Source organism: Aquisalimonas sp. (genome assembly GCF_007120195.1).
Taxonomy (GTDB): Bacteria; Pseudomonadota; Gammaproteobacteria; order Nitrococcales; family Aquisalimonadaceae; genus Aquisalimonas.
In genome coordinates this window covers 25,128-44,168 of record NZ_SKOG01000002.1, presented here as the reverse complement: position 1 = coordinate 44,168, position 19,041 = coordinate 25,128, and the positions used below count along the sequence as shown (strand labels likewise).

The window sequence follows — 19,041 nt, the reverse complement described above, 5'->3', positions numbered from 1 at the left end:
GCGAGCAGCCAAGCCCGTGAGCAAGAACAACCCGGAAACCGACGACAACAAACTCATCGCCCAACGCCGGGAGAAGCTCAAGGCCTGGCGCGAGAGCGGCAATGCGTTTCCCAACGACTTCCGCCGGGATGCCTGCGCGGCCGATCTGCTCGGCGCTTACGGCGACCTGGACAACGAGACGCTACAAGCCGACGGGGTCCGGGTGCGCGTGGCCGGACGCATGATGGCCAAGCGCGTCATGGGCAAGGCCAGCTTTGCCCAGCTCCAGGACATGACCGGGCGCATCCAACTCTATGTGCGCCGGGATGATTTGCCCGACGGCCATTACCAGGACTTCAAGAGATGGGATGTGGGCGACATCATCGGCGCGGAGGGCACGCTGTTTCGCACCCGGGCCGGGGAGCTGTCCATCAGCGTCGAGCGTATCGTGCTGCTGACCAAGTCCCTGCGGCCGCTTCCGGAGAAGTACCACGGACTGACAGACCAGGAGGCGCGTTACCGGCAACGCTACGTGGATCTGATCATGAACCCCGAGGTCCGCGAGGTCTTCTACGTGCGCAGCCGCATCATCCAGTTCATCCGGGATTTCTTCAACGCCCGGCGTTTCCTGGAAGTGGAGACGCCGATGATGCAGCAGATCCCCGGTGGAGCGGCGGCGCGTCCCTTCGTCACCCATCACAATGCGCTCGACATGGCACTCTACCTGCGCATCGCCCCGGAGCTTTACCTGAAGCGGCTGGTGGTGGGCGGCTTCGAGCAGGTCTACGAGATCAACCGCAATTTCCGCAACGAGGGTGTGTCCACGCGGCACAATCCCGAGTTCACCATGCTGGAGGTCTATCAGGCCTACGCGGATTATCATGACCTCATGGACCTGACCGAGGAACTGCTGCGCGCGCTGGCCGTGGAGCTCAAGGGGGCGCCGGAGCTGACTTGGCAGGGGGAGCCGGTGGATCTGGGCAAGCCCTTCCAGCGGCTGGCCATGCGGGATGCGATTCTGCGCTACAACGAGCACATTCGACCCCAGGAGCTCGACGAGCTGGGGGCGGCGCGCGCCGTCTGCCAGCGGCTCGGCTTGCCCGCCGATGACGACGCCGGCCTCGGCAAACTGCAGCTCGCAATCTTCGAGGAAACGGTGGAGCACCAGCTGCGCAAACCCACGTTTATTGTTGATTATCCCAAGGAAGTCTCGCCCCTGGCGCGGCGCAAGGACAGCAACCCGTTTGTCACGGAACGCTTCGAACTCTTCATCAGCGGCCGGGAGATCGCCAACGGCTTCTCCGAGCTCAATGACGCCGAGGACCAGGCCGAACGCTTCCAGGCGCAGGTGGCCGAGAAAGACGCCGGCGACGAAGAGGCCATGCAATACGACGCCGATTTCATCCGCGCGCTGGAATACGGGTTGCCGCCCACGGCGGGCGAGGGCATCGGCATCGACCGACTGGTGATGGTGTTTGCCGATCAGGCGTCCATCCGGGACGTGCTGCTCTTCCCGGCCATGCGCCCCGAAGGCTAATCTCCTGACGGGTACTCACCTCCCCGCGGGGTTTGCCATCTCCGCATCAGGCCACGTGGACTACTTTCCCGCCGCTTCGTCCTCGGCCACTGGGGGCACAGGATAGGGCAGCGGCATAAAGCGGGCCGCTTGGCCAGCGATGCGCAGGTCCTGTCGGTCACGAAACTCCACTCGCAGCACGGCGAGCGCTTCGACTCCCGTCGGACCGGCGACACCCTGGACGATCTCGCCGGCGGTCTCGCCATCCGCCGTGAGCACGCTGTCGCCAGGCGCGGGCGCCTGACCCCCGGGCGTCGCCAGGCCGAACATGCGCCGGCTCGCCTTGCCCCGGTAGTGCATGCGCGCCACCACCTCCTGGCCAGGGTAACAGCCCTTGCGGAAGTCGATGCCGTCGATGAGGTCGAGGTTGACCTGCTGCGGCACAAACCGCTCCGAGGTACCGGCGGTGATGCTGGGCACGCCGGCGCGCACCTCCAGCAGCGTCCACGCCGCGGGTGTGATGGGCCGGGAGCCGGCGGTCAGCCCGCGCCAAAGGCCGGCCGCGTCGCGGGCATGGGCGATCACCAGGAAGCGCTCCGTGTCTGCGTTAAGGTTGAGCACGGTGGTATCGCCCGCGTGCATGGCCGCCCCCACGCCCTGGGGTAGTGTGCCGGTGAGCTCCGTCAGAGCTGCGGCTCCCGAGCCGGTGGCACCCCAGACGCCGGCGTGCGCCGTGAAATCCTGCAGCGCGACCCGCGCGCGCAGCACGAACATGCGTAACCGCTTGACCAGGGGCTCGATCAGGCTGGCATCGGTCAGTAGCAGGAAGTCGTCGGCCTCCAGGCGCACCACCTGAAATAGCCCCAGCAGGCGGCCCTTCGGATTGCAGTAACCCGCCAGCCGCCATTGCTCGGTCCCCTGATCGTCTACACTGTGGCTGAGCTGGGCGTGGAGAAAGGCGGGGGCGTCTTGGCCGACGACCCGTATAACCCCAACCCCTGGCAATGGCATCACGCCGCCGGCGCCAAGGACCGCGTGGAGTTCCCCCGCGGCGTCGCCAAAGTCAAGTAGCCGGCCCTGCCCGTCGAAGCGCGCCTGTTGCAGGCTCAGTAGCGTGTACCAGTCAATGGTCGGTGCGGTCTCGGGACGATTGCTCATTGTGCACTGCCGTATACGCGTTATGGTGTGGCATACTCGAGAACTTATCCGCTCAGGAGGCCGACGTCATGACACAGCGTACACCGGATCAACGGCAGTCAGTGCCTCAGGACTCCCGCGAGGCCCAATCGCAGGATAACACGATGGATCCCGCCGACCCGAGTACATGGCCGGATGAGTTCGGTGGTCAGGCCGGCCCCGAGCCGACCCGGTATGGCGATTGGGAGAAAGGTGGGCGCTGCACGGATTTCTAAGGCCACCCACTCCCACTGGCGACCCCAGCTTCGACCAAGTCCGGCTTTCCGGCGTGGTGCCAGCTTGCATCGCCCGGAAGGACAGTTTAGTTTAACTGCCGCTTTTGGCCCACGCGGAGCGAGTCACGATGCCAACCGATAATCGACCGCTGTCCCCCCATCTGCAGATCTACCGACCCCAATGGACCTCCGGACTCTCCATTTGCCACCGATTGGCAGGAGTCGTGAATACCATTGGTTCGCTGCTGGTGATCTACTGGCTGGTTTCCCTGGCGAGCGGCCCGGCTGCGTTTGAGCGTGCCCAGGCAATTCTGGGATCCTGGCCCGGGCTGTTCGTTCTGTTTTTCTTCAGCCTGGCGCTGTTCTATCACCTGTGTAATGGAGTTCGGCATCTGTTCTGGGACGCCGGCAAGGGCTTTGAGCTGGACACCGCCTGGCGCTCCGGGCAGGCCGCGGTTGCCGGCGCGGTGGGCCTGACGGTAATCGTGTGGATTGTGGCGCTGACCACTGGGGGGGGAGGATGAACCTGAGAACACCCGTCAAGGAGGCGCGCGGCCTCGGCTCCGCGAAGGGCGGAACACACCACTGGCTGATGCAGCGAGTGAGCGCTATCGCCCTGTTGCTACTTGTCCTTTGGTTCGCGTTTTCCATTGCGATCAACGCCGGCGGCGGGTATGAGGCCGCGCGGGCCTGGATCGCGTCACCGATCACGGCGGGGGCGGTGATTCTGTTGCTGGCCGCCGCGTTCTATCACGCGCAGCTCGGGCTGCAGGTGGTGCTGGAAGACTACGTGGGCAACAAGGCCGTGCAGCTCGCCGCCGTCATTGCCGTTAAATTCCTGGCTGTGATCCTCGCACTCACGGGCATCCTGGCCGTGCTCAGCATCGCCTTTGGAGGCTGAACGCAAATGTCCAGCTACGAGATCATCGATCATACCTACGACGTCGTGGTTGTTGGTGCCGGCGGCGCGGGACTGCGCGCCACATTTGGCATGGCCAACCAGGGCCTGAAGACCGCCTGCATCACCAAGGTGTTCCCCACGCGCAGCCACACCGTAGCCGCCCAAGGAGGCGTATCGGCGGCCCTGGGCAACATGGGCGAGGACGACTGGCGCTGGCATATGTACGACACCGTGAAGGGGTCGGACTGGCTCGGTGACCAGGACGCCATCGAATACATGTGCCGCGAGGCCATTCCGGCGATCATCGAGCTGGAACACTATGGCGTGCCCTTTTCACGCACCGACGCGGGCAAGATTTACCAGCGCCCGTTCGGCGGCATGACCACCCATTTCGGCGAGGGGCGCGCCCAGCGCACCTGCGCGGCGGCGGACCGCACGGGTCACGCGATCCTGCACACCCTCTACCAGCAGGCCCTGAAGTACGAGGCGGAGTTCTACATCGAATACTTCGCGCTGGACCTGATTATGGACACCGATGGTGTCTGCCGCGGCGTGATCGCCCTGAACATGCATGACGGCACCATTCACCGTTTCCGCGCCCATGAGACCGTGTTGGCGACGGGCGGGTATGGCCGTTCGTATTTCTCCTGCACTTCCGCACATACCTGTACCGGCGATGGCAATGGCATGGTCCTGCGTGCGGGCCTGCCGCTGCAGGATATGGAGTTCGTGCAATTCCATCCCACCGGCGTGTACGGCGCCGGCTGCCTGATCACCGAAGGTGTGCGCGGGGAGGGCGGCTATCTGACCAACTCCGAGGGCGAGCGATTCATGGAGCGCTACGCGCCCAACGCAAAGGACTTGGCCTCCCGGGATGTCGTCAGCCGCTCCATGACCATCGAGATCCAGGAAGGCCGGGGTGTCGGCCCGCAGAAAGACCACATCAACCTGCACCTGGAGCACCTCGGCGCCGACGTGATCAACGAGCGCCTGCCGGGCATCGCCGAGACGGCCCACATCTTCGCTGGTGTCGACGTGACCAAGGCGCCGATTCCCGTACTGCCGACGGTGCACTACAACATGGGTGGCGTGCCGACCAACTACAAAGGCGAAGTGGTGACCCTGCGCAACGGTGACCCCGACGCGGTGGTGCCCGGTCTCATGGCCATCGGCGAGGCGGCCTGTGTCTCGGTGCACGGCGCCAACCGACTCGGCTCCAATTCCCTGCTCGACCTGGTGGTCTTCGGCCGGGCGGCCGGCTTGCGGGCCAAGGAACTGGTTGCGGAGCAAGGGGATAACCACCGCCCCCTACCAAAAGACTCCGCGGACTTTGCGCTGGCGCGCCTTGACCGCCTACGTTACGCCAATGGCAGTCAGCCCACGGCGCAGATCCGGGACAAGATGCAGCGGGTGATGCAGAATTTCGCAGCGGTGTTCCGCACCGGTGAGATCCTGGAGCAGGGCTGCCAGAAGATGGACGACGTCTTCGCGTCGTTCAAGGATGTGGCCGTCTCCGACCGCTCCTTGATCTGGAACTCCGATCTCATCGAGACACTGGAACTGGACAATCTACTCGGCTGTTCGGTGACCACCATCCACTCGGCCCGCAACCGTCAAGAGAGCCGCGGCGCACATGCCCGCGAGGACTTTAGCGAGCGGGATGACGAAAACTGGATGAAACATACCTTGTCCTGGATGGACATCCACGGCAAGACGGACATCGACTACCGCCCCGTCCACATGACCACACTGACCGATGAGGTGGAGGTCTTCCCGCCCAAGGCTCGGGTGTACTGAATCCGACGGCACGCGTCGTAGGCCAGCAAGTAACGAGGTTGACAGCCAATGGCAGAGTTCAAGCTTCCGAAAAACTCCCGGGTTGGCCAGGGCACGACGTGGCCTGCCCCTGAGGGTGCCAGCAACGTGCGCAATTTCCGTATCTACCGTTGGAATCCGGACGATGGGCTGAACCCACAGGTGGATACCTTCGAGCTGGACATGGATGACTGCGGCCCGATGGTTCTCGACGCCCTCATCAAGATCAAAAACGAGGTCGACCCGACGCTGACCTTCCGGCGCTCCTGCCGCGAGGGCATCTGCGGCTCCTGCGCCATGAACATTGACGGCACCAACACGCTCGCTTGCACCAAGGCCTGGGACGAGGTCAACGGCGACGTCCGCGTCTATCCGCTGCCGCACATGCCGATGGTCAAGGACCTGGTGCCGGATCTCACGCATTTCTATGCGCAGTATGCCTCTATCAAGCCCTGGATCCGCACGGAGACGGCAACGCCGCCGGACCGGGAGCGGCTCCAGAGCAAGGAGGACCGGGCAAAGCTCGACGGCCTCTACGAGTGCATTCTGTGCGCCTGCTGCACCACATCCTGCCCCAGCTACTGGTGGAACGGGGACCGCTATCTCGGCCCCGCCGTGCTACTGCAGGCCTACCGCTGGATCGTGGACAGCCGTGACGAAACCACGGGCGAGCGCCTGGACGACCTCGAGGACCCGTTCAAGCTCTATCGTTGCCATACGATCATGAACTGCACGAAGACCTGCCCCAAGGGCCTGAATCCCGCCAAGGCGATTGCGGAGATCAAAAAGTTGATGGTTGAGAGGCACTAGGTGGGCGTGAGCGAGCTGTCCCGTCTGCGCTGGCATTGCCGCCGCGGCATGCGTGAGCTGGACTTGCTGTTCGAGCGGTTTCTCGATCATGCGTATGCGGACCTGGCTGAAGAGGACCGCAGGCGCTTTACAGAGCTTCTCACGCATGAGGACGACACCCTGTTCGGCTGGTTCTATCAGGGAGAGGTGCCGGAGGATGCCGAACTCGCACGGCTCGTGGAGCGAATCCGCGAGAATTTCGGGCTTTCAGGTTAGGCCGTCCTTGACGCTGCGGCGCTGGGGATACCTCCTGGTGGCGGTCTGGGTGATGGCGCTGGCCCTTGCGCCGGTCGCCGTCATCCTTACCACAGGCATGCTCATGCCCCTGCACCTTCTGCGCGGGCGCTCCCCGTGGTATCCGCGCAGACTGGCGGCATGCTGGATTGCGCTCGACGCAGATCGCGGGTGCATCCGCGTCAAGCCGGCATTACCGAACGCCCCGCAATGGGGGCTGCGGGACTGGTTCCGGCACCCGCGGCTGATGATCCTGTACCTCGAGCGCACCCCGCGGGAGTACGGCTGCCTGGTGCTTGTGCGTGACGGCATGGAACCATCGGCCTGGCGCCGGTTGTATTACCTGTTGGGGGTGAGCACTGTCGGGACGGGCTCGCAGCTGCGCTCCGGATAATCCAGCGTGTAGTGCAGCCCGCGGCTTTCATGCCGGCTCTGGGCGCACCGGATGATGAGCTCAGCGACGGTGGCCAGGTTGCGCAGCTCGAGAAGATCCGCATTGACGCGGAAGTTGCCGTAGTATTCCAGGATTTCCGCCCGTAGCAGGTCCACGCGGCGCCGTGCCCGTTCCAGGCGTTTATTGGTGCGCACGATGCCGACGTAGTCCCACATGAAGCGTCTGAGTTCGTCCCAATTGTGACTGACGACCACCTGCTCGTCGGAGTCACTGACGCGGCTCTCATCCCAAGGGGGGAGTGGGCCAGGGGTATCGAATCGGTGGATACGCGCGGCGATGTCGTCCGCAGCCGCGGTGCCGTACACCAGGCACTCCAGCAGTGAGTTGCTGGCCAGGCGGTTCGCCCCATGCAAACCCGTGTAGGAGACCTCGCCAATGGCGTACAAGCCGGGCAGATCGGCACGACCGTGAGGATCAACCATCACCCCGCCGCAGGTGTAATGCGCCGCCGGCACGACGGGCACCGGCTCGCGCGACAGATCGAAGCCGAACTGCTGGCACTGCTGGTGGATCATGGGAAAGTGCTCGCGGACGAAGTCCGCATCGCGGTGCGAAATATCCAAATACAGGCAGTCCGCCCCCAGGCGTTTCATCTCGTGGTCGATGGCCCGGGCGACCACATCCCGCGGGGCCAGCTCCTCGCGCTTGTCGAAACGGTGCATAAAGCGGTTGCCGTCGGGCAGCAGCAGATGAGCGCCTTCACCGCGAAGGGCCTCGCTCAATAGGAACGACTTCGCGCGCGGGTGAAAAAGGCAAGTCGGGTGAAACTGGTTGAACTCCATGTTCGCAACGCGACAGCCTGCACGCCAGGCCATGGCGATACCATCACCCGTCGCACCGTCGGGATTACTGGTGTAGAGATACACCTTGCTCGCACCGCCGGTGGCCAGCACCACAGCGCGCGCCGGCAACGCGTAGACGTTGCCAGCGCGCACATCGAGGACATAGAGCCCCAGGCAGCGTTGCGGCTTCGTGCCGAGCCGGCCTGCCGTGATCAGGTCGATGCCCAGACAATGCTCCAGCACCGTGACATTCCCCCGCCGGCGCACCATGCCCTCGAGGGTCGTCTCCAGCGCGCGTCCGGTGGCATCGGCCGCATGCACGATACGCCGGAACGAATGGCCGCCCTCGCGGTGCAAGTGCAGGCTGCTGTGGCCGTCGGGACCCATCTCGCGGGAGAAGGGAACGTCGTTGCCCACAAGCCACTTGATGCACCCCGGGGCATTCGCAGCCACGAAACGGGCGGTTTCCGCGTCCGAGAGCCCGGCGCCCGCTTCGAGCGTGTCCGCCACGTGGGCCTCAACGGAATCCTGTTCGTCGAATACCGCACTGATACCGCCCTGAGCATAGAGACTCGAGCCTTCCGTCAGCGGCCCCTTGGACAAAACGGCCACCTGCAAGTGCTGCGGCAGCCGCAACGCCAGCGTGAGGCCGGCGGCACCGCTGCCGATGATGACGACATCGAACGGATCAGGGTTTAACACGGCTCCAGGTTTCCGGCGTGGCAATGATCAGGATCAAGTGGGTTGTTGCTTGCAGCGTAACAGGGCGATCAGCTACCCTCAGTGGCCGTTAAGGCCTCCCGGCACGGGCGAGGCCCTCGTGACGGCAACGCGTCGTGCGGCAAATGGGAGCAGGGTGGCGTCGCCGGCACTCATCTAAACACAATCCGCTGAAGCGCGCGAACTATCCATGCCCATCAATGTCTACCGCAATAACGCGGTCAGCGCAGCGGCCGCAAAAGGACGGGCTGAATGACCAATGCAAAGGTCGATCAACAGCTCGTCGAGCGAGTTCAGGCCGGCGACAAAAAGGCGTTCGACCTGCTGGTGCAGAAGTATCAGTTCAAGCTGGTCAAGATGATTTCGCGGTATGTGACCGATCCCAGCGAGGCGCAGGATGTCGCGCAGGAAACCTTTATCAAGGCGTATCGGGCGTTGCCGAATTTCCGAGGCGAGAGCAGCTTCTACACCTGGATCTATCGAATCGGCGCGAATACCGCGAAGAACTACCTTGTTGCCCAGGGACGCCGTCCTCCGGGATCCGACGTGGACGCCCAAGACGCCGAGCAATACGCGGTGGATTCCCTCTTGCGAGAAACCGACACCCCGGAGGGGTTGGCGCAGCGCGAGGAAATCGAGCGCACCGTCTTCGAGGCCATTGAGGCCTTACCGGATGATCTGCGCACAGCGATCACGCTGCGCGAGTTGGACGGCTTGAGTTACGAGGAGATCGCTCAGGCAATGGAATGCCCGGTAGGGACGGTCAGGTCGCGGATATTTCGGGCGCGAGAGGCCATCGATCATCGGCTCAGACCGTTGCTGGATAATAGGTAGGGGGAGACGTGGTGGTGCCATTGACGAAGCCTTATGCACAACAGGTATCGGCCCTGGCCGACGAGGAACTGCCTCAATCCGAGCTCGACCTGCTCGTGCGCCAGTGCAGCCGTTCGGATGACATCGCCGAGCGGCTTGGGCGGTATGCCATCATACGGGAGGCCTTGCACCGGAACCTCCCGGCCCAGGTCGATCCCGGACTGGCACATCGAATTGCGTGCGCCCTGGAGGACGAACCGACCCACCAGCGGCCCATGACAGTGCGCTCGCGCCGCTGGACGCGGCCCATGGCCGGCGTGGCAGTCGCTGCCTCGGTTGCATTGGTCGCCATTGCCATCTGGCCCGAGCAGTCCCCATCGCCCGAGCAGCAGCCCATACAGACAGCAAGCGTGCCTGCGGCCGATCAGGCCGCGGGGCAGCCGGTGCGTACCGAGAATATCCAGTGGGATCGCCTGGATTCGGACATCCAGGCCCGGCTGGAGGAGTACGCGGTGACCCCAGGCGAGCGCGTGGAACCCCAGCTAGGCATTCTCCCGCGCCCCGTGGGCGTGAGCAGCCGCCGCCTCGAGGATTGATCGGCGTGGCCGGCGTGCAATGATCGAAACACAGGCAGAGGTTATCGATTGCCGCAACGGCTGGGCCCGGCTGCGGGTTCAGCGGCAAACGGCCTGTGGCCGGTGTCACCTGCAATCCGGTTGTGGCGTGGGCGTGCTGGCCCGCGTTCTGCCGGGCGCAGCGTGGGAAGTGGCGCTGGCGAGCGCGACGCCGCTGGCGCCGGGGCAGCGCGTTCGCATCGGTGTCTCGGAACAAGGCTTGGTATCGGCAGCCGCGCTGGTCTACTTACTCCCCCTGGTGATGCTGTTGGGAGGTGCTGCGCTCGCATCGCCCTGGGGAGACGCCGCCACGATTCCTGCAGCCTTGGTTGGCTTGGTCGCAGGCCTTGCCGTCGCCCGCCGCCTGGCCGCACGATCAGCGCATCGGGGCAAGGGCCAGCCGGTTCTGCTCGGGCCAGTGGCGGAACCCGAGCGGGTTACAGCAGTCCATGCGGGGAAGCACTAACGCACTGCCGGACGCGCCCCGGGGCCTGGAATCGCACCCGGCGATGGACACCGGCCTGAGCGGTGTGGCGCCGTTGGGCATGACCGAAGTGTGAACACAATGAACTGCACGGGGAATCACAATATGCAACAGGTGGCGAATCGGAAGTTCCTGGTAGTGCTGTGCACGCTGGCACTGTTGACCGCGCTCGCCTTGTCCGAGGCACAGGCGCGCGATCTTCCGCACTTCACGGAACTCGTCGAAAAGAACAGCCCGGCGGTGGTGAATATCAGTTCCACCCAGACCCGGGAGCGGGGCGGGGGTCAGGGCGGAACGCCCGACCTGCCTGAAGATCATCCGTTCCATGAATTCTTCGAGCGCTTTGGCGACGAGCCCGGCGAGGAGGGACAGCCACCCCGGCCCTTCGATTCCGAGTCTCTGGGATCAGGGTTTATCATTTCCTCCGACGGCGACATCATCACCAACTACCACGTGGTGCGCAACGCCGACGAAGTGGTGGTGAAGCTCAGTGATCGCCGTCAATTCACGGCGGAAATCGTCGGCTATGATGAGCGCAGTGACCTGGCGCTACTGAACATCGACGCCGAGGATTTGCCCACGGTGTCCATCGGTAAGGCCCGGGATCTGGCCGTCGGTGAGTGGGTGCTCGCCATTGGTTCGCCATTCGGGTTCGAGCATTCGGTAACGGCAGGCATTGTCAGCGCGAAGCGCCGTAGCCTGCCCCAGGATAACTACGTGCCGTTCATCCAGACCGATGTGGCGATCAACCCGGGTAACTCCGGTGGCCCGTTGTTCAATCTCGACGGCGAGGTGGTTGGCATCAACTCCCATATCTATAGCCGCAGCGGTGGATTCATGGGGCTCTCGTTCGCGATCCCCATCGAGCTTGGCATGGATGTGGTGGAGCAGCTGAAGACGGACGGGCGAGTCGCTCGCGGTTGGCTGGGGGTTCTGATCCAGGATGTCGATCGCGATCTCGCCGAGTCCTTCGGTATGGATCGCCCGTATGGTGCCTTGGTGGCCGAGGTCACCCCGGATAGTCCTGCCGCGGACGCAGGGTTCGAAGCCGGGGACGTGATCGTAAAATTCGACGACCAGGAGGTCGGGGTATCGTCGGAGCTGCCGCCGATGGTCGGTCGTATGCGCGCCGATACCGAGGTCACGGTGGAGGTAATCCGAGGCGGCGAACACGAGGACATCTCCGTCACCCTCGGGGAGCTCCCGGACGATCTCGCGGCGGACGAACCCCCGCGAGAGGAGGCCCCGGAAGAGGAATCAGTGCCCCAGGAGCAATACTTCGGCATGGAACTGCGGGATCTCACGGACGAGCAGCGCGAGGAAATGGGGGTCGAGCACGGCGGTGTCCTGGTCGAGAGCATTTCCGAGGGGCCGGCGCAGCAGTCGGGCATTCGGCGCGGTGACGTGATTACCATGCTGGATCAAGAGCGAGTCGATTCCATGGAGGCATTCAAGGAGATCGCCGACAATCTCGACGGCGATCGTGTCGTGCCCGTATTGCTGCTGCGCAACGGCAGTCCGCGCTTTTTGCCGCTCAGGCTCCCGTAGGCGCGATGAATCGGTACAATACCGGCACACACTCGTGCCGGCGGACTGCAAAACGTGCCCCGCTTGCGGGGCACGCTTGTTTTCGGCCGACGCAATGCTCCCGGCTCTCCGGCAGTTACCCGGGAGCAAGCAACTGATGCGACTATGAGACACATACGGAACTTCTCCATAATCGCCCATATCGACCATGGTAAATCCACCTTGGCGGACCGTCTTATCGAGCGCTGCGGTGCCTTGACCGGCCGCGAGATGTCCGAGCAGGTGCTCGACTCCATGGATCTCGAACGTGAGCGGGGAATCACCATCAAGGCGCAGAGCGTGGCGCTGCAGTACCATGCCCGGGATGGCAACACCTATCAGCTCAACCTCATCGACACGCCCGGGCATGTGGATTTCTCTTACGAGGTCTCACGGTCGCTTGCGGCCTGTGACGGCGCGCTGCTGGTCGTTGATGCCGCCCAGGGCGTTGAGGCCCAAAGCGTCGCCAACTGTTACACGGCAGTTGGCGAGGGCCTCGAGATCCTGCCGGTGCTCAACAAGATCGACCTGCCATCTGCCGAACCCGAAGCAGTGCTGCAACAGATCGAGGAGATCATCGGTCTGGACACCGGCGAGGCGCTCATGATCAGCGCAAAGACCGGACAGGGAATCGACGAGCTCCTCGAGGCCATCATTCGCTGCGTGCCGGCACCCAAGGGCAAGCCGGAAGACCCGCTCAAGGCACTGATCATGGACTCCTGGTTTGACAACTATCTGGGCGTGGTCTGCCTGGTACGGGTGTTCAACGGCCGCATTACTGTCGGCGAAAAGATCCAGGTCATGTCCACCGGTCGTGAGTTCCAGGTGGATCAGCTGGGCATGTTCACGCCCAAGAAGACGCCCATGAAGCGGCTGGAAACGGGCGAGGTCGGCTATGTCGTCGCCGGCATCAAGGATATCGACGGCGCGCCAGTGGGTGACACGCTCACGCACAAACACGCGCCGTGCGCCGAACGCGTCCCCGGGTTCAAGTTGGTTCAGCCGCGAGTCTTTGCCGGGATGTTCACCATCAGCTCGGAAGACTACGAGTCCTTCCGGGATGCCTTGTCGAAGCTGCGGCTCAATGACGCCTCGCTGCAGTATGAGCCGGAAAACTCGGCCGCGCTGGGATTCGGCTTCCGCTGCGGCTTCCTCGGCATGCTGCACATGGAAATCGTCCAGGAGCGACTGGAGCGCGAATATGGGCTGGACCTGATCACCACCGCTCCAACCGTCATCTACGAGGTGGAGACCACCGCCGGTGAGGTGCTGGAGATCAGCAACCCGGCTGCACTGCCGCCGAATCACGAAATCGACGAGATCCGGGAGCCGATCATCCAAGCGAGCATCCTGGTGCCCCAGGAGTACGTCGGCAACGTCATCGCCTTGTGCGAGGAAAAGCGGGGGGCCCAGCGGGACATGCAATTCGTGGGCAACCAGATCTCACTGGTCTACGAGTTGCCGTTGAGCGAAGTCGTCCTGGATTTCTTCGATCGACTCAAGTCGGCGAGTCGCGGGTTTGCCTCCTTCGACTACGAGCTCAGCCGCTTTCAGGCCGAAAACCTGGTGCGCCTGGATGTGCTCATCAATGGCGAACGCGTGGACGCCCTGGCCGTGATCATCCACCGCGACCACGCGCAGCGCCGCGGACGAGAGCTGACGGAACGGTTGAAGAAGCTGATCCCGCGGCAGATGTTCGAGGTTGCCATCCAGGCCGCCGTGGGCAGCCATATTGTGGCACGCTCAACGGTGAAGGCAATGCGCAAGAATGTGACTGCCAAATGCTACGGCGGCGACATCACCCGCAAGCGCAAGCTGCTCGAGAAACAAAAGGCGGGTAAGAAGCGCATGAAGCAAGTCGGCAAGGTGGAAATTCCCCAGGAGGCTTTCTTGTCGGTACTGCAGGTGAATAACAATGATTGAGCGCCCACGATTAGCCGGTGCCGAAGGACGTCACGATGTACTTTGATTTCGAGTTTCTGCTGGTCCTTTTGACGCTGGTGACGGCGCTCACCGTCGCCTACGCCTGGTTCAGGCGTCGTCGGCTGCTCCGGGCGGGCAAACCGCTACCGCCGAAGGACAACTGGTGGGTGGATCTGTGCCGGTCACTGTTCCCGGTCATCCTCATTGTGTTGGTGATCCGCTCGTTCGTTGTGGAGCCATTCCGGATTCCATCGGGCTCCATGATCCCCACGTTGCTGGCAGGGGATTTCATCCTGGTCAGTAAGTTCTCCTACGACATACGTCTGCCCGTACTGAATACCACGGTGATCCCCACCGGTAAGCCGCAACGGGGCGATCTGGCGGTCTTCAAATACCCGGTCAATCCACGCCAGGACTTCATCAAGCGCGTGGTCGCCGGGCCGGGTGATCACGTGCTCTACAGCGGTGGCGATCTCTACGTCAACAACGAACCCGTCGAGCAGTCGGACGAGGGCGAATACAATCAGCCCGAAGCACCCCGGGCACGATTGCTGACCGAATCCCTGGGTGACCGGGAGTATCAGATCCTGCAGCACCCGAGCCCGGCGTGGTGCACGGATTATGGATCAGGGCCCGACGGCTACACTGTCCCCGACGGCCATTATTTTACTATCGGCGATAATCGAGACCGCAGCAGCGACAGCCGATGTTGGGGCCCGGTCAGCGAAGACCTGCTGGTCGGGCGAGCATTCTTCATCTGGATGAGTTGGGATACCCATGAAAACCGGATCAACTGGAGCCGAATTGGCAGTCGCATCCAGTAGCGGAGCCGGCGTCGGTGGGCGCCGCCAGCGGGGCATGGGGCTGATATCGTGGCTGCTGCTGCTCGTGCTGACCGCGCTGGTGGCCCTGCTGGGGCTGCGCGTCGCACCTGTGTACCTCGAGTCCATGACGGTTCGCTCGGTGGTCTCGGACGTGGCCAGGGATCCTGAGTTGCGGGGCGCGCGCCCCAGCGATGTCCGCAGCGCCGTGATGCGGCGCCTGCAGGTGAACAATGTCAGCAGCGTCGAGCGCGGAGATATCACCGTCGAGCGCTCCGGCGATGGGATTGAGCTCATTGTCGACTATGAACGGCGTTTTCGGCTCTTGGCGAACCTCGACGGCGTGGCCAGCTTCCGCGAAGAGGCGATGGTGGACCCGTGAGCGACCCTCGGGACGATCTATCCCATCGCCTGGACTACCGGTTCCGCAACCCCCGGCTGCTGGAAGAGGCGTTGACCCATCGCAGCGTTAGCGAACGCAACAACGAACGCTTGGAGTTCCTCGGCGACAGCATCCTGAATTTCGTTATTGCCGACGAGCTGTTTAAGCGCCAGCCGGAGGACTCCGAGGGCAAGCTGAGCCGGCTTCGTGCCAGTCTCGTCAACCGGGAAACCCTCGCCAGCATCTCCAGGCAACTGGATCTGGGCGCGCACCTGCGCCTTGGCAGCGGCGAGCGCAAGAGCGGCGGCCGCAGGCGCGACTCCATCCTCTCCGATGCCCTGGAAGGTCTCTTCGGCGCCGTGTATCTGGACGGCGGCTTCGGCGCATGCCGTGATCTTATCGTGCGTCTGTACGCAAACCGATTACATAACCTGCCCAGCGCCGCCGAGCTCAAGGATCCGAAAACCCGCCTCCAGGAGCACTTGCAATCGGCCCGTTTGCCATTACCCACTTACCAGGTGCTGGAGATCGCCGGTAAGGCCCACGATCAGACATTTCGTGTGGAATGCCGTATCCCCGGCGTAGAGACGGCCACTGTGGGCGAGGCGCGCAGCCGGCGGCGCGCCGAGCAACGGGGCGCCGAGGCGATGCTCAGGGCGCTCAGCGCCGATGACCCGGAGAAGCAGCCATGACCGCAGGCAGCACGACGAACGCGGGCTCCACCGGTCAGCGCTGTGGCTACGTCGGGCTGGTCGGGCGGCCCAACGTGGGCAAATCCACGCTGCTGAACCGGCTGCTGGGCATGAAGCTCAGCATTGTCTCGCGGCGGCCGCAGACCACCCGTCACCGGATCCTGGGGGTTCACACCCATGGCAACACCCAGTTGATCTACGTAGACACCCCAGGGCTTCACGGCAAGCAGAAAAAGGCGCTGAACCGGTACCTGAACCGATCGGCAGTCGCCGCCCTGCGTGATGTGGATGTGGTGGTCATGCTGGTGGAGCCGGGTCGGTGGCTGGAGGATGACGAACTGGTGCTTGAGCATGTGCGTCAAGTCGATCGCCCCGTGATTGCAGTGGTGAACAAGGTGGATCTGGTCCCCCGGAAAGAGGCGTTGCTGCCGTACCTGAAAGAGCTCTCGGGTCGCTTTGCGTTCAGCGAGATTGTGCCCCTGTCGGCAACCAAAGGGCAGAACGTAGAATCACTGCAAGAGGCCATTCGAGGGTATGTCCCGGAGTCGGTGTTCTATTTCCCGCAGGACCAGGTCACCGATCGCAGCCAGCGCTTTCTGGTCGCTGAGCTGATCCGCGAGCAGCTCATGCGCACGCTCGGCCAGGAGATCCCCTACTCGACCTCCGTAGAGGTGGAGGCCTTCGAGGAGAGTAAGTCGCTCGTGCGCATTGCCGCGGTGATTTGGGTCGAGCGTGACGGCCAAAAGGCGATCGTCATCGGTCAGGGCGGCCGCCAGCTCAAGCTCATTGGCCAAAACGCCCGCCGCCATATCGAGCAGTTCATGGGCAAGCAGGCGCATGTGGAGCTGTGGGTGAAAGTTCGCGAGGGCTGGGCCGACGACGAGCGGGCCATGAAGAGCCTCGGTTACGACGAGAGCTGATATGCCGCCTTCGACCGGTCGTGAGGACACGCGAGCGGCCTGGGTTGTCCATCGGCGCCCCTACCGCGACACCAGCCTGTTACTGGAGCTGCTGACGCACGACCACGGCCGCATTGGCGCCGTGGCCCGCGGGGCGCGTGCCCAGCGCTCCCGCTGGCGCGGTGTGCTCGAACCCTTCCAGCCGGTCCTGGTGAGCTGGCAGGGGCGGGGCGAGCTGCTGACGCTGACCGGCGCGGAGGCCGGCGGGCGGCCGTTGCGTTTCCCCGGGACGCGCCTGGCCGCCGCCTTCTATCTCAGTGAGCTCGTGTTGCGCCTGCTGCGGCGCGACGATCCGGCGCCAGACATCTTTTTCGCCTACGGTGCCGCGCTGCAGGCCCTCGCGGGATCCGGCGAGGCCGAAGACGTCCCATTGCGGCTGTTCGAGAAGCGGTTGCTGCAAGCCCTCGGCTACGGCCTGCTGCTGCATGCGACGGCCGATACCGGCGCGGCGGTCGACCACCGTCGCAGCTACCGTTACATCCTGGAGTACGGCCCCGTGGACACCGCGACGCAGACTGGCGGGTTGCTGATCTCCGGCGAGGCATTACAGGCGCTGCACCGGGAACAGTTCGAAGACAGCGCACTGCGGGCGGAGATGCAGCGGCTCACAGGAGCGGCGCTGCGGCTCTACATTGGCGATCGACCGTTATACAGTCGATCCCTGTACCAGAGTCTGCGGCGTCGGCCGCGGAGCGCAAACGAGGAGACACCGCCATGAGCGCTGAGAACCAGGCGGGCGTGCTGCTGGGTGTGAACATCGACCACGTGGCGACCCTGCGGCAGGCCCGCGGTACCCGCTACCCCGATCCGGTACAGGCCGCGTTGATCGCGGAACAAGGCGGAGCGGATGGCATAACCCTGCACCTGCGCGAGGACCGTCGCCACATCCAGGATCATGACCTGGGACGCCTCGCGGACGTGCTGCAGACGCGCATGAACCTAGAGATGGCGGTTACCGAGGAGATGCTGACCATCGCCGAACGCCTGCGCCCCGCTTATTGCTGCCTGGTGCCGGAACGCCGCGCCGAACTGACCACCGAGGGGGGGTTGGACGTTGCCGGGCAGCCGCAGCGCATTGGCGATGCCTGCACGCGGCTTGCGAATGCGGGGATTCAAGTGTCCTTATTCATCGACCCGGAGGCCCACCAGATACTCGCGGCGAAAGAGGTTGGGGCCCCATTGGTAGAGCTCCACACCGGGCGCTACGCCGATGCTGGGAACACCGCGTCACAGCAAGCCGAGCTCGAGCGCATCCGCAGCGGGGTCGGGCTTGGTGTGGAAGCGGGGCTGACCGTCAACGCCGGTCACGGGCTGCACTATCACAACACCGAGGGGGTGGCCGCCATCCCGGGCATCCACGAACTCAACATCGGCCATAGCATCGTCGCCAGGGCCGTATTCAGCGGCCTGGAACAGGCGGTTCGCGACATGAAAGCGTTGCTTCGGGGAAGCGCCCGGTGAGCATCGTCGGCATGGGAACCGACCTGGTGCATGTGCCGAGGATTCAAAAGGTGCTGGCGCGCCATGGCCAACGCTTTGCCGAGCGTGTCCTCGCCCCTGAAGAGCTGCTGCGCTGGCAGACCCACGCCGACCCCGCCGCCTACCTCGCCAAACGCTGGGCGGTCAAGGAGGCCGCCGCCAAGGCGCTCGGGACGGGCATTGGCGGCGACACTGGCTTTCACGATCTGCGTGTCGCGCGATCCGCTGCCGGCAAGCCCTTGCTGCTGGTGACGGGGCGGGCGGAGGCAACGGCGCGGGCCCTGGGCATCGAGCACTGGCACGTGAGTATCAGCGACGAAGGCGACTATGCCCTTGCCTTCGTCGTGGCGGAGGGGCGAACTGGCGCAGCGTAATCCGCCGTTGATCGCATACCGCCTCAGGTGCACAACTCATGCTGCGTCTGTGCACCTACGGCGCAATTAGTCTTACGGTGCATTACGCTAGCGCTAATGGCACCCTACACCTTCGGTCGGGCCCCGTGCCATGGCAGGACTCCACCCCGTAGGGCGGGTTAGCGCAGCGTAACCCGCCGTCAATGACATGGCGCCGTAGACGCACAACCCGGGTTGCGGCTGTGCGCCCTTGGCGCAATTTGTTTGACGGTGCATTACGCCTGCGGCTAATG

The 19,041-nt window shown here is 64.0% G+C and carries 22 protein-coding genes; 20 read left to right on the top strand and 2 right to left on the bottom strand.

Going from position 1 to position 19,041, the window contains the following annotated elements:
• Positions 1-16: 16 nt before the first annotated feature.
• Positions 17-1,516 (top strand): lysine--tRNA ligase, encoded by a 1,500-nt coding sequence (gene lysS / locus QZT63_RS00510; RefSeq protein ID WP_290647720.1) that lies wholly within the window; start codon positions 17-19, stop codon positions 1,514-1,516.
• Between the two features lie 60 nt (positions 1,517-1,576).
• Here lysS and QZT63_RS00505 read toward each other — a convergent pair whose 3' ends face one another.
• Positions 1,577-2,653: a hypothetical protein gene (locus QZT63_RS00505; protein ID WP_290647719.1), complete on the bottom strand. Its 1,077-nt coding sequence runs from the start codon at positions 2,651-2,653 to the stop codon at positions 1,577-1,579.
• A gap of 68 nt (positions 2,654-2,721) precedes the next feature.
• On the opposite strand from QZT63_RS00505, the gene QZT63_RS00500 reads away from it, so the two are divergent.
• The 7 genes from QZT63_RS00500 to QZT63_RS00470 all read left to right on the top strand — a co-directional run bounded on the left by QZT63_RS00500 (position 2,722) and on the right by QZT63_RS00470 (position 7,100).
• The gene (locus QZT63_RS00500) at positions 2,722-2,907 is read left to right on the top strand and encodes a succinate dehydrogenase assembly factor 4 (protein WP_290647718.1); all 186 of its coding nucleotides are present in this window, start codon (positions 2,722-2,724) and stop codon (positions 2,905-2,907) included.
• 128 nt (positions 2,908-3,035) lie between these two features.
• Complete coding sequence (sdhC, locus tag QZT63_RS00495; protein ID WP_290647717.1) at positions 3,036-3,431, top strand: succinate dehydrogenase, cytochrome b556 subunit; 396 nt, start codon at positions 3,036-3,038, stop codon at positions 3,429-3,431.
• A complete protein-coding gene (gene sdhD / locus QZT63_RS00490; protein WP_290647716.1) occupies positions 3,428-3,808 on the top strand; it encodes a succinate dehydrogenase, hydrophobic membrane anchor protein in 381 nt (126 codons plus the stop codon). Before sdhC ends, sdhD begins: the two co-directional genes overlap by 4 nt.
• A gap of 6 nt (positions 3,809-3,814) precedes the next feature.
• On the top strand, positions 3,815-5,605 hold the full coding sequence (gene sdhA / locus QZT63_RS00485) for a succinate dehydrogenase flavoprotein subunit (RefSeq protein ID WP_290647715.1): 1,791 nt from the start codon (positions 3,815-3,817) through the stop codon (positions 5,603-5,605).
• 48 nt (positions 5,606-5,653) lie between these two features.
• Positions 5,654-6,433 (top strand): succinate dehydrogenase iron-sulfur subunit, encoded by a 780-nt coding sequence (locus QZT63_RS00480; protein ID WP_290647714.1) that lies wholly within the window; start codon positions 5,654-5,656, stop codon positions 6,431-6,433.
• Positions 6,434-6,439: 6 nt separating this feature from the next.
• The gene (locus QZT63_RS00475) at positions 6,440-6,688 is read left to right on the top strand and encodes a succinate dehydrogenase assembly factor 2 (RefSeq protein ID WP_290647713.1); all 249 of its coding nucleotides are present in this window, start codon (positions 6,440-6,442) and stop codon (positions 6,686-6,688) included.
• A gap of 7 nt (positions 6,689-6,695) precedes the next feature.
• Complete coding sequence (locus QZT63_RS00470; RefSeq protein WP_290647712.1) at positions 6,696-7,100, top strand: hypothetical protein; 405 nt, start codon at positions 6,696-6,698, stop codon at positions 7,098-7,100.
• Here QZT63_RS00470 and nadB read toward each other — a convergent pair.
• The gene (nadB, locus tag QZT63_RS00465; protein WP_290647711.1) at positions 7,046-8,644 is read right to left on the bottom strand and encodes an L-aspartate oxidase; all 1,599 of its coding nucleotides are present in this window, start codon (positions 8,642-8,644) and stop codon (positions 7,046-7,048) included. The genes QZT63_RS00470 and nadB overlap by 55 nt on opposite strands.
• A 270-nt stretch (positions 8,645-8,914) precedes the next feature.
• On the opposite strand from nadB, the gene rpoE reads away from it, so the two are divergent.
• The 12 genes from rpoE (at position 8,915) to acpS (ending at position 18,769) form a co-directional block, all read left to right on the top strand.
• Positions 8,915-9,496 (top strand): RNA polymerase sigma factor RpoE, encoded by a 582-nt coding sequence (gene rpoE, locus QZT63_RS00460; RefSeq protein ID WP_290647710.1) that lies wholly within the window; start codon positions 8,915-8,917, stop codon positions 9,494-9,496.
• A 14-nt stretch (positions 9,497-9,510) separates the two neighbouring features.
• A complete protein-coding gene (locus tag QZT63_RS00455; RefSeq protein ID WP_290647709.1) occupies positions 9,511-10,071 on the top strand; it encodes a sigma-E factor negative regulatory protein in 561 nt (186 codons plus the stop codon).
• 19 nt (positions 10,072-10,090) lie between these two features.
• On the top strand, positions 10,091-10,555 hold the full coding sequence (locus QZT63_RS00450; protein ID WP_290647708.1) for a SoxR reducing system RseC family protein: 465 nt from the start codon (positions 10,091-10,093) through the stop codon (positions 10,553-10,555).
• Between the two features lie 123 nt (positions 10,556-10,678).
• Positions 10,679-12,121 (top strand): DegQ family serine endoprotease, encoded by a 1,443-nt coding sequence (locus QZT63_RS00445; protein ID WP_290647707.1) that lies wholly within the window; start codon positions 10,679-10,681, stop codon positions 12,119-12,121.
• A 144-nt stretch (positions 12,122-12,265) separates the two neighbouring features.
• On the top strand, positions 12,266-14,062 hold the full coding sequence (gene lepA / locus QZT63_RS00440) for a translation elongation factor 4 (RefSeq protein ID WP_290647706.1): 1,797 nt from the start codon (positions 12,266-12,268) through the stop codon (positions 14,060-14,062).
• A gap of 35 nt (positions 14,063-14,097) precedes the next feature.
• Complete coding sequence (lepB, locus tag QZT63_RS00435) at positions 14,098-14,886, top strand: signal peptidase I (RefSeq protein WP_290647705.1); 789 nt, start codon at positions 14,098-14,100, stop codon at positions 14,884-14,886.
• On the top strand, positions 14,867-15,265 hold the full coding sequence (locus QZT63_RS00430) for a DUF4845 domain-containing protein (protein WP_290647703.1): 399 nt from the start codon (positions 14,867-14,869) through the stop codon (positions 15,263-15,265). The genes lepB and QZT63_RS00430 overlap by 20 nt, the downstream gene beginning before the upstream one ends.
• Positions 15,262-15,957 (top strand): ribonuclease III, encoded by a 696-nt coding sequence (gene rnc / locus QZT63_RS00425; RefSeq protein ID WP_290647702.1) that lies wholly within the window; start codon positions 15,262-15,264, stop codon positions 15,955-15,957. The genes QZT63_RS00430 and rnc overlap by 4 nt, the downstream gene beginning before the upstream one ends.
• Complete coding sequence (gene era, locus QZT63_RS00420) at positions 15,954-16,877, top strand: GTPase Era (protein WP_290647701.1); 924 nt, start codon at positions 15,954-15,956, stop codon at positions 16,875-16,877. The genes rnc and era overlap by 4 nt, the downstream gene beginning before the upstream one ends.
• 1 nt (position 16,878) lies before the next feature.
• A complete protein-coding gene (gene recO, locus QZT63_RS00415; RefSeq protein WP_290647700.1) occupies positions 16,879-17,634 on the top strand; it encodes a DNA repair protein RecO in 756 nt (251 codons plus the stop codon).
• A complete protein-coding gene (gene pdxJ, locus QZT63_RS00410) occupies positions 17,631-18,377 on the top strand; it encodes a pyridoxine 5'-phosphate synthase (RefSeq protein ID WP_290647699.1) in 747 nt (248 codons plus the stop codon). Before recO ends, pdxJ begins: the two co-directional genes overlap by 4 nt.
• Positions 18,378-18,388: 11 nt before the next feature.
• Entirely contained in the window at positions 18,389-18,769 is a 381-nt protein-coding gene (gene acpS / locus QZT63_RS00405; protein ID WP_290647735.1) for a holo-ACP synthase, read from the top strand.
• The last annotated feature ends 272 nt before the right edge of the window (positions 18,770-19,041 follow it).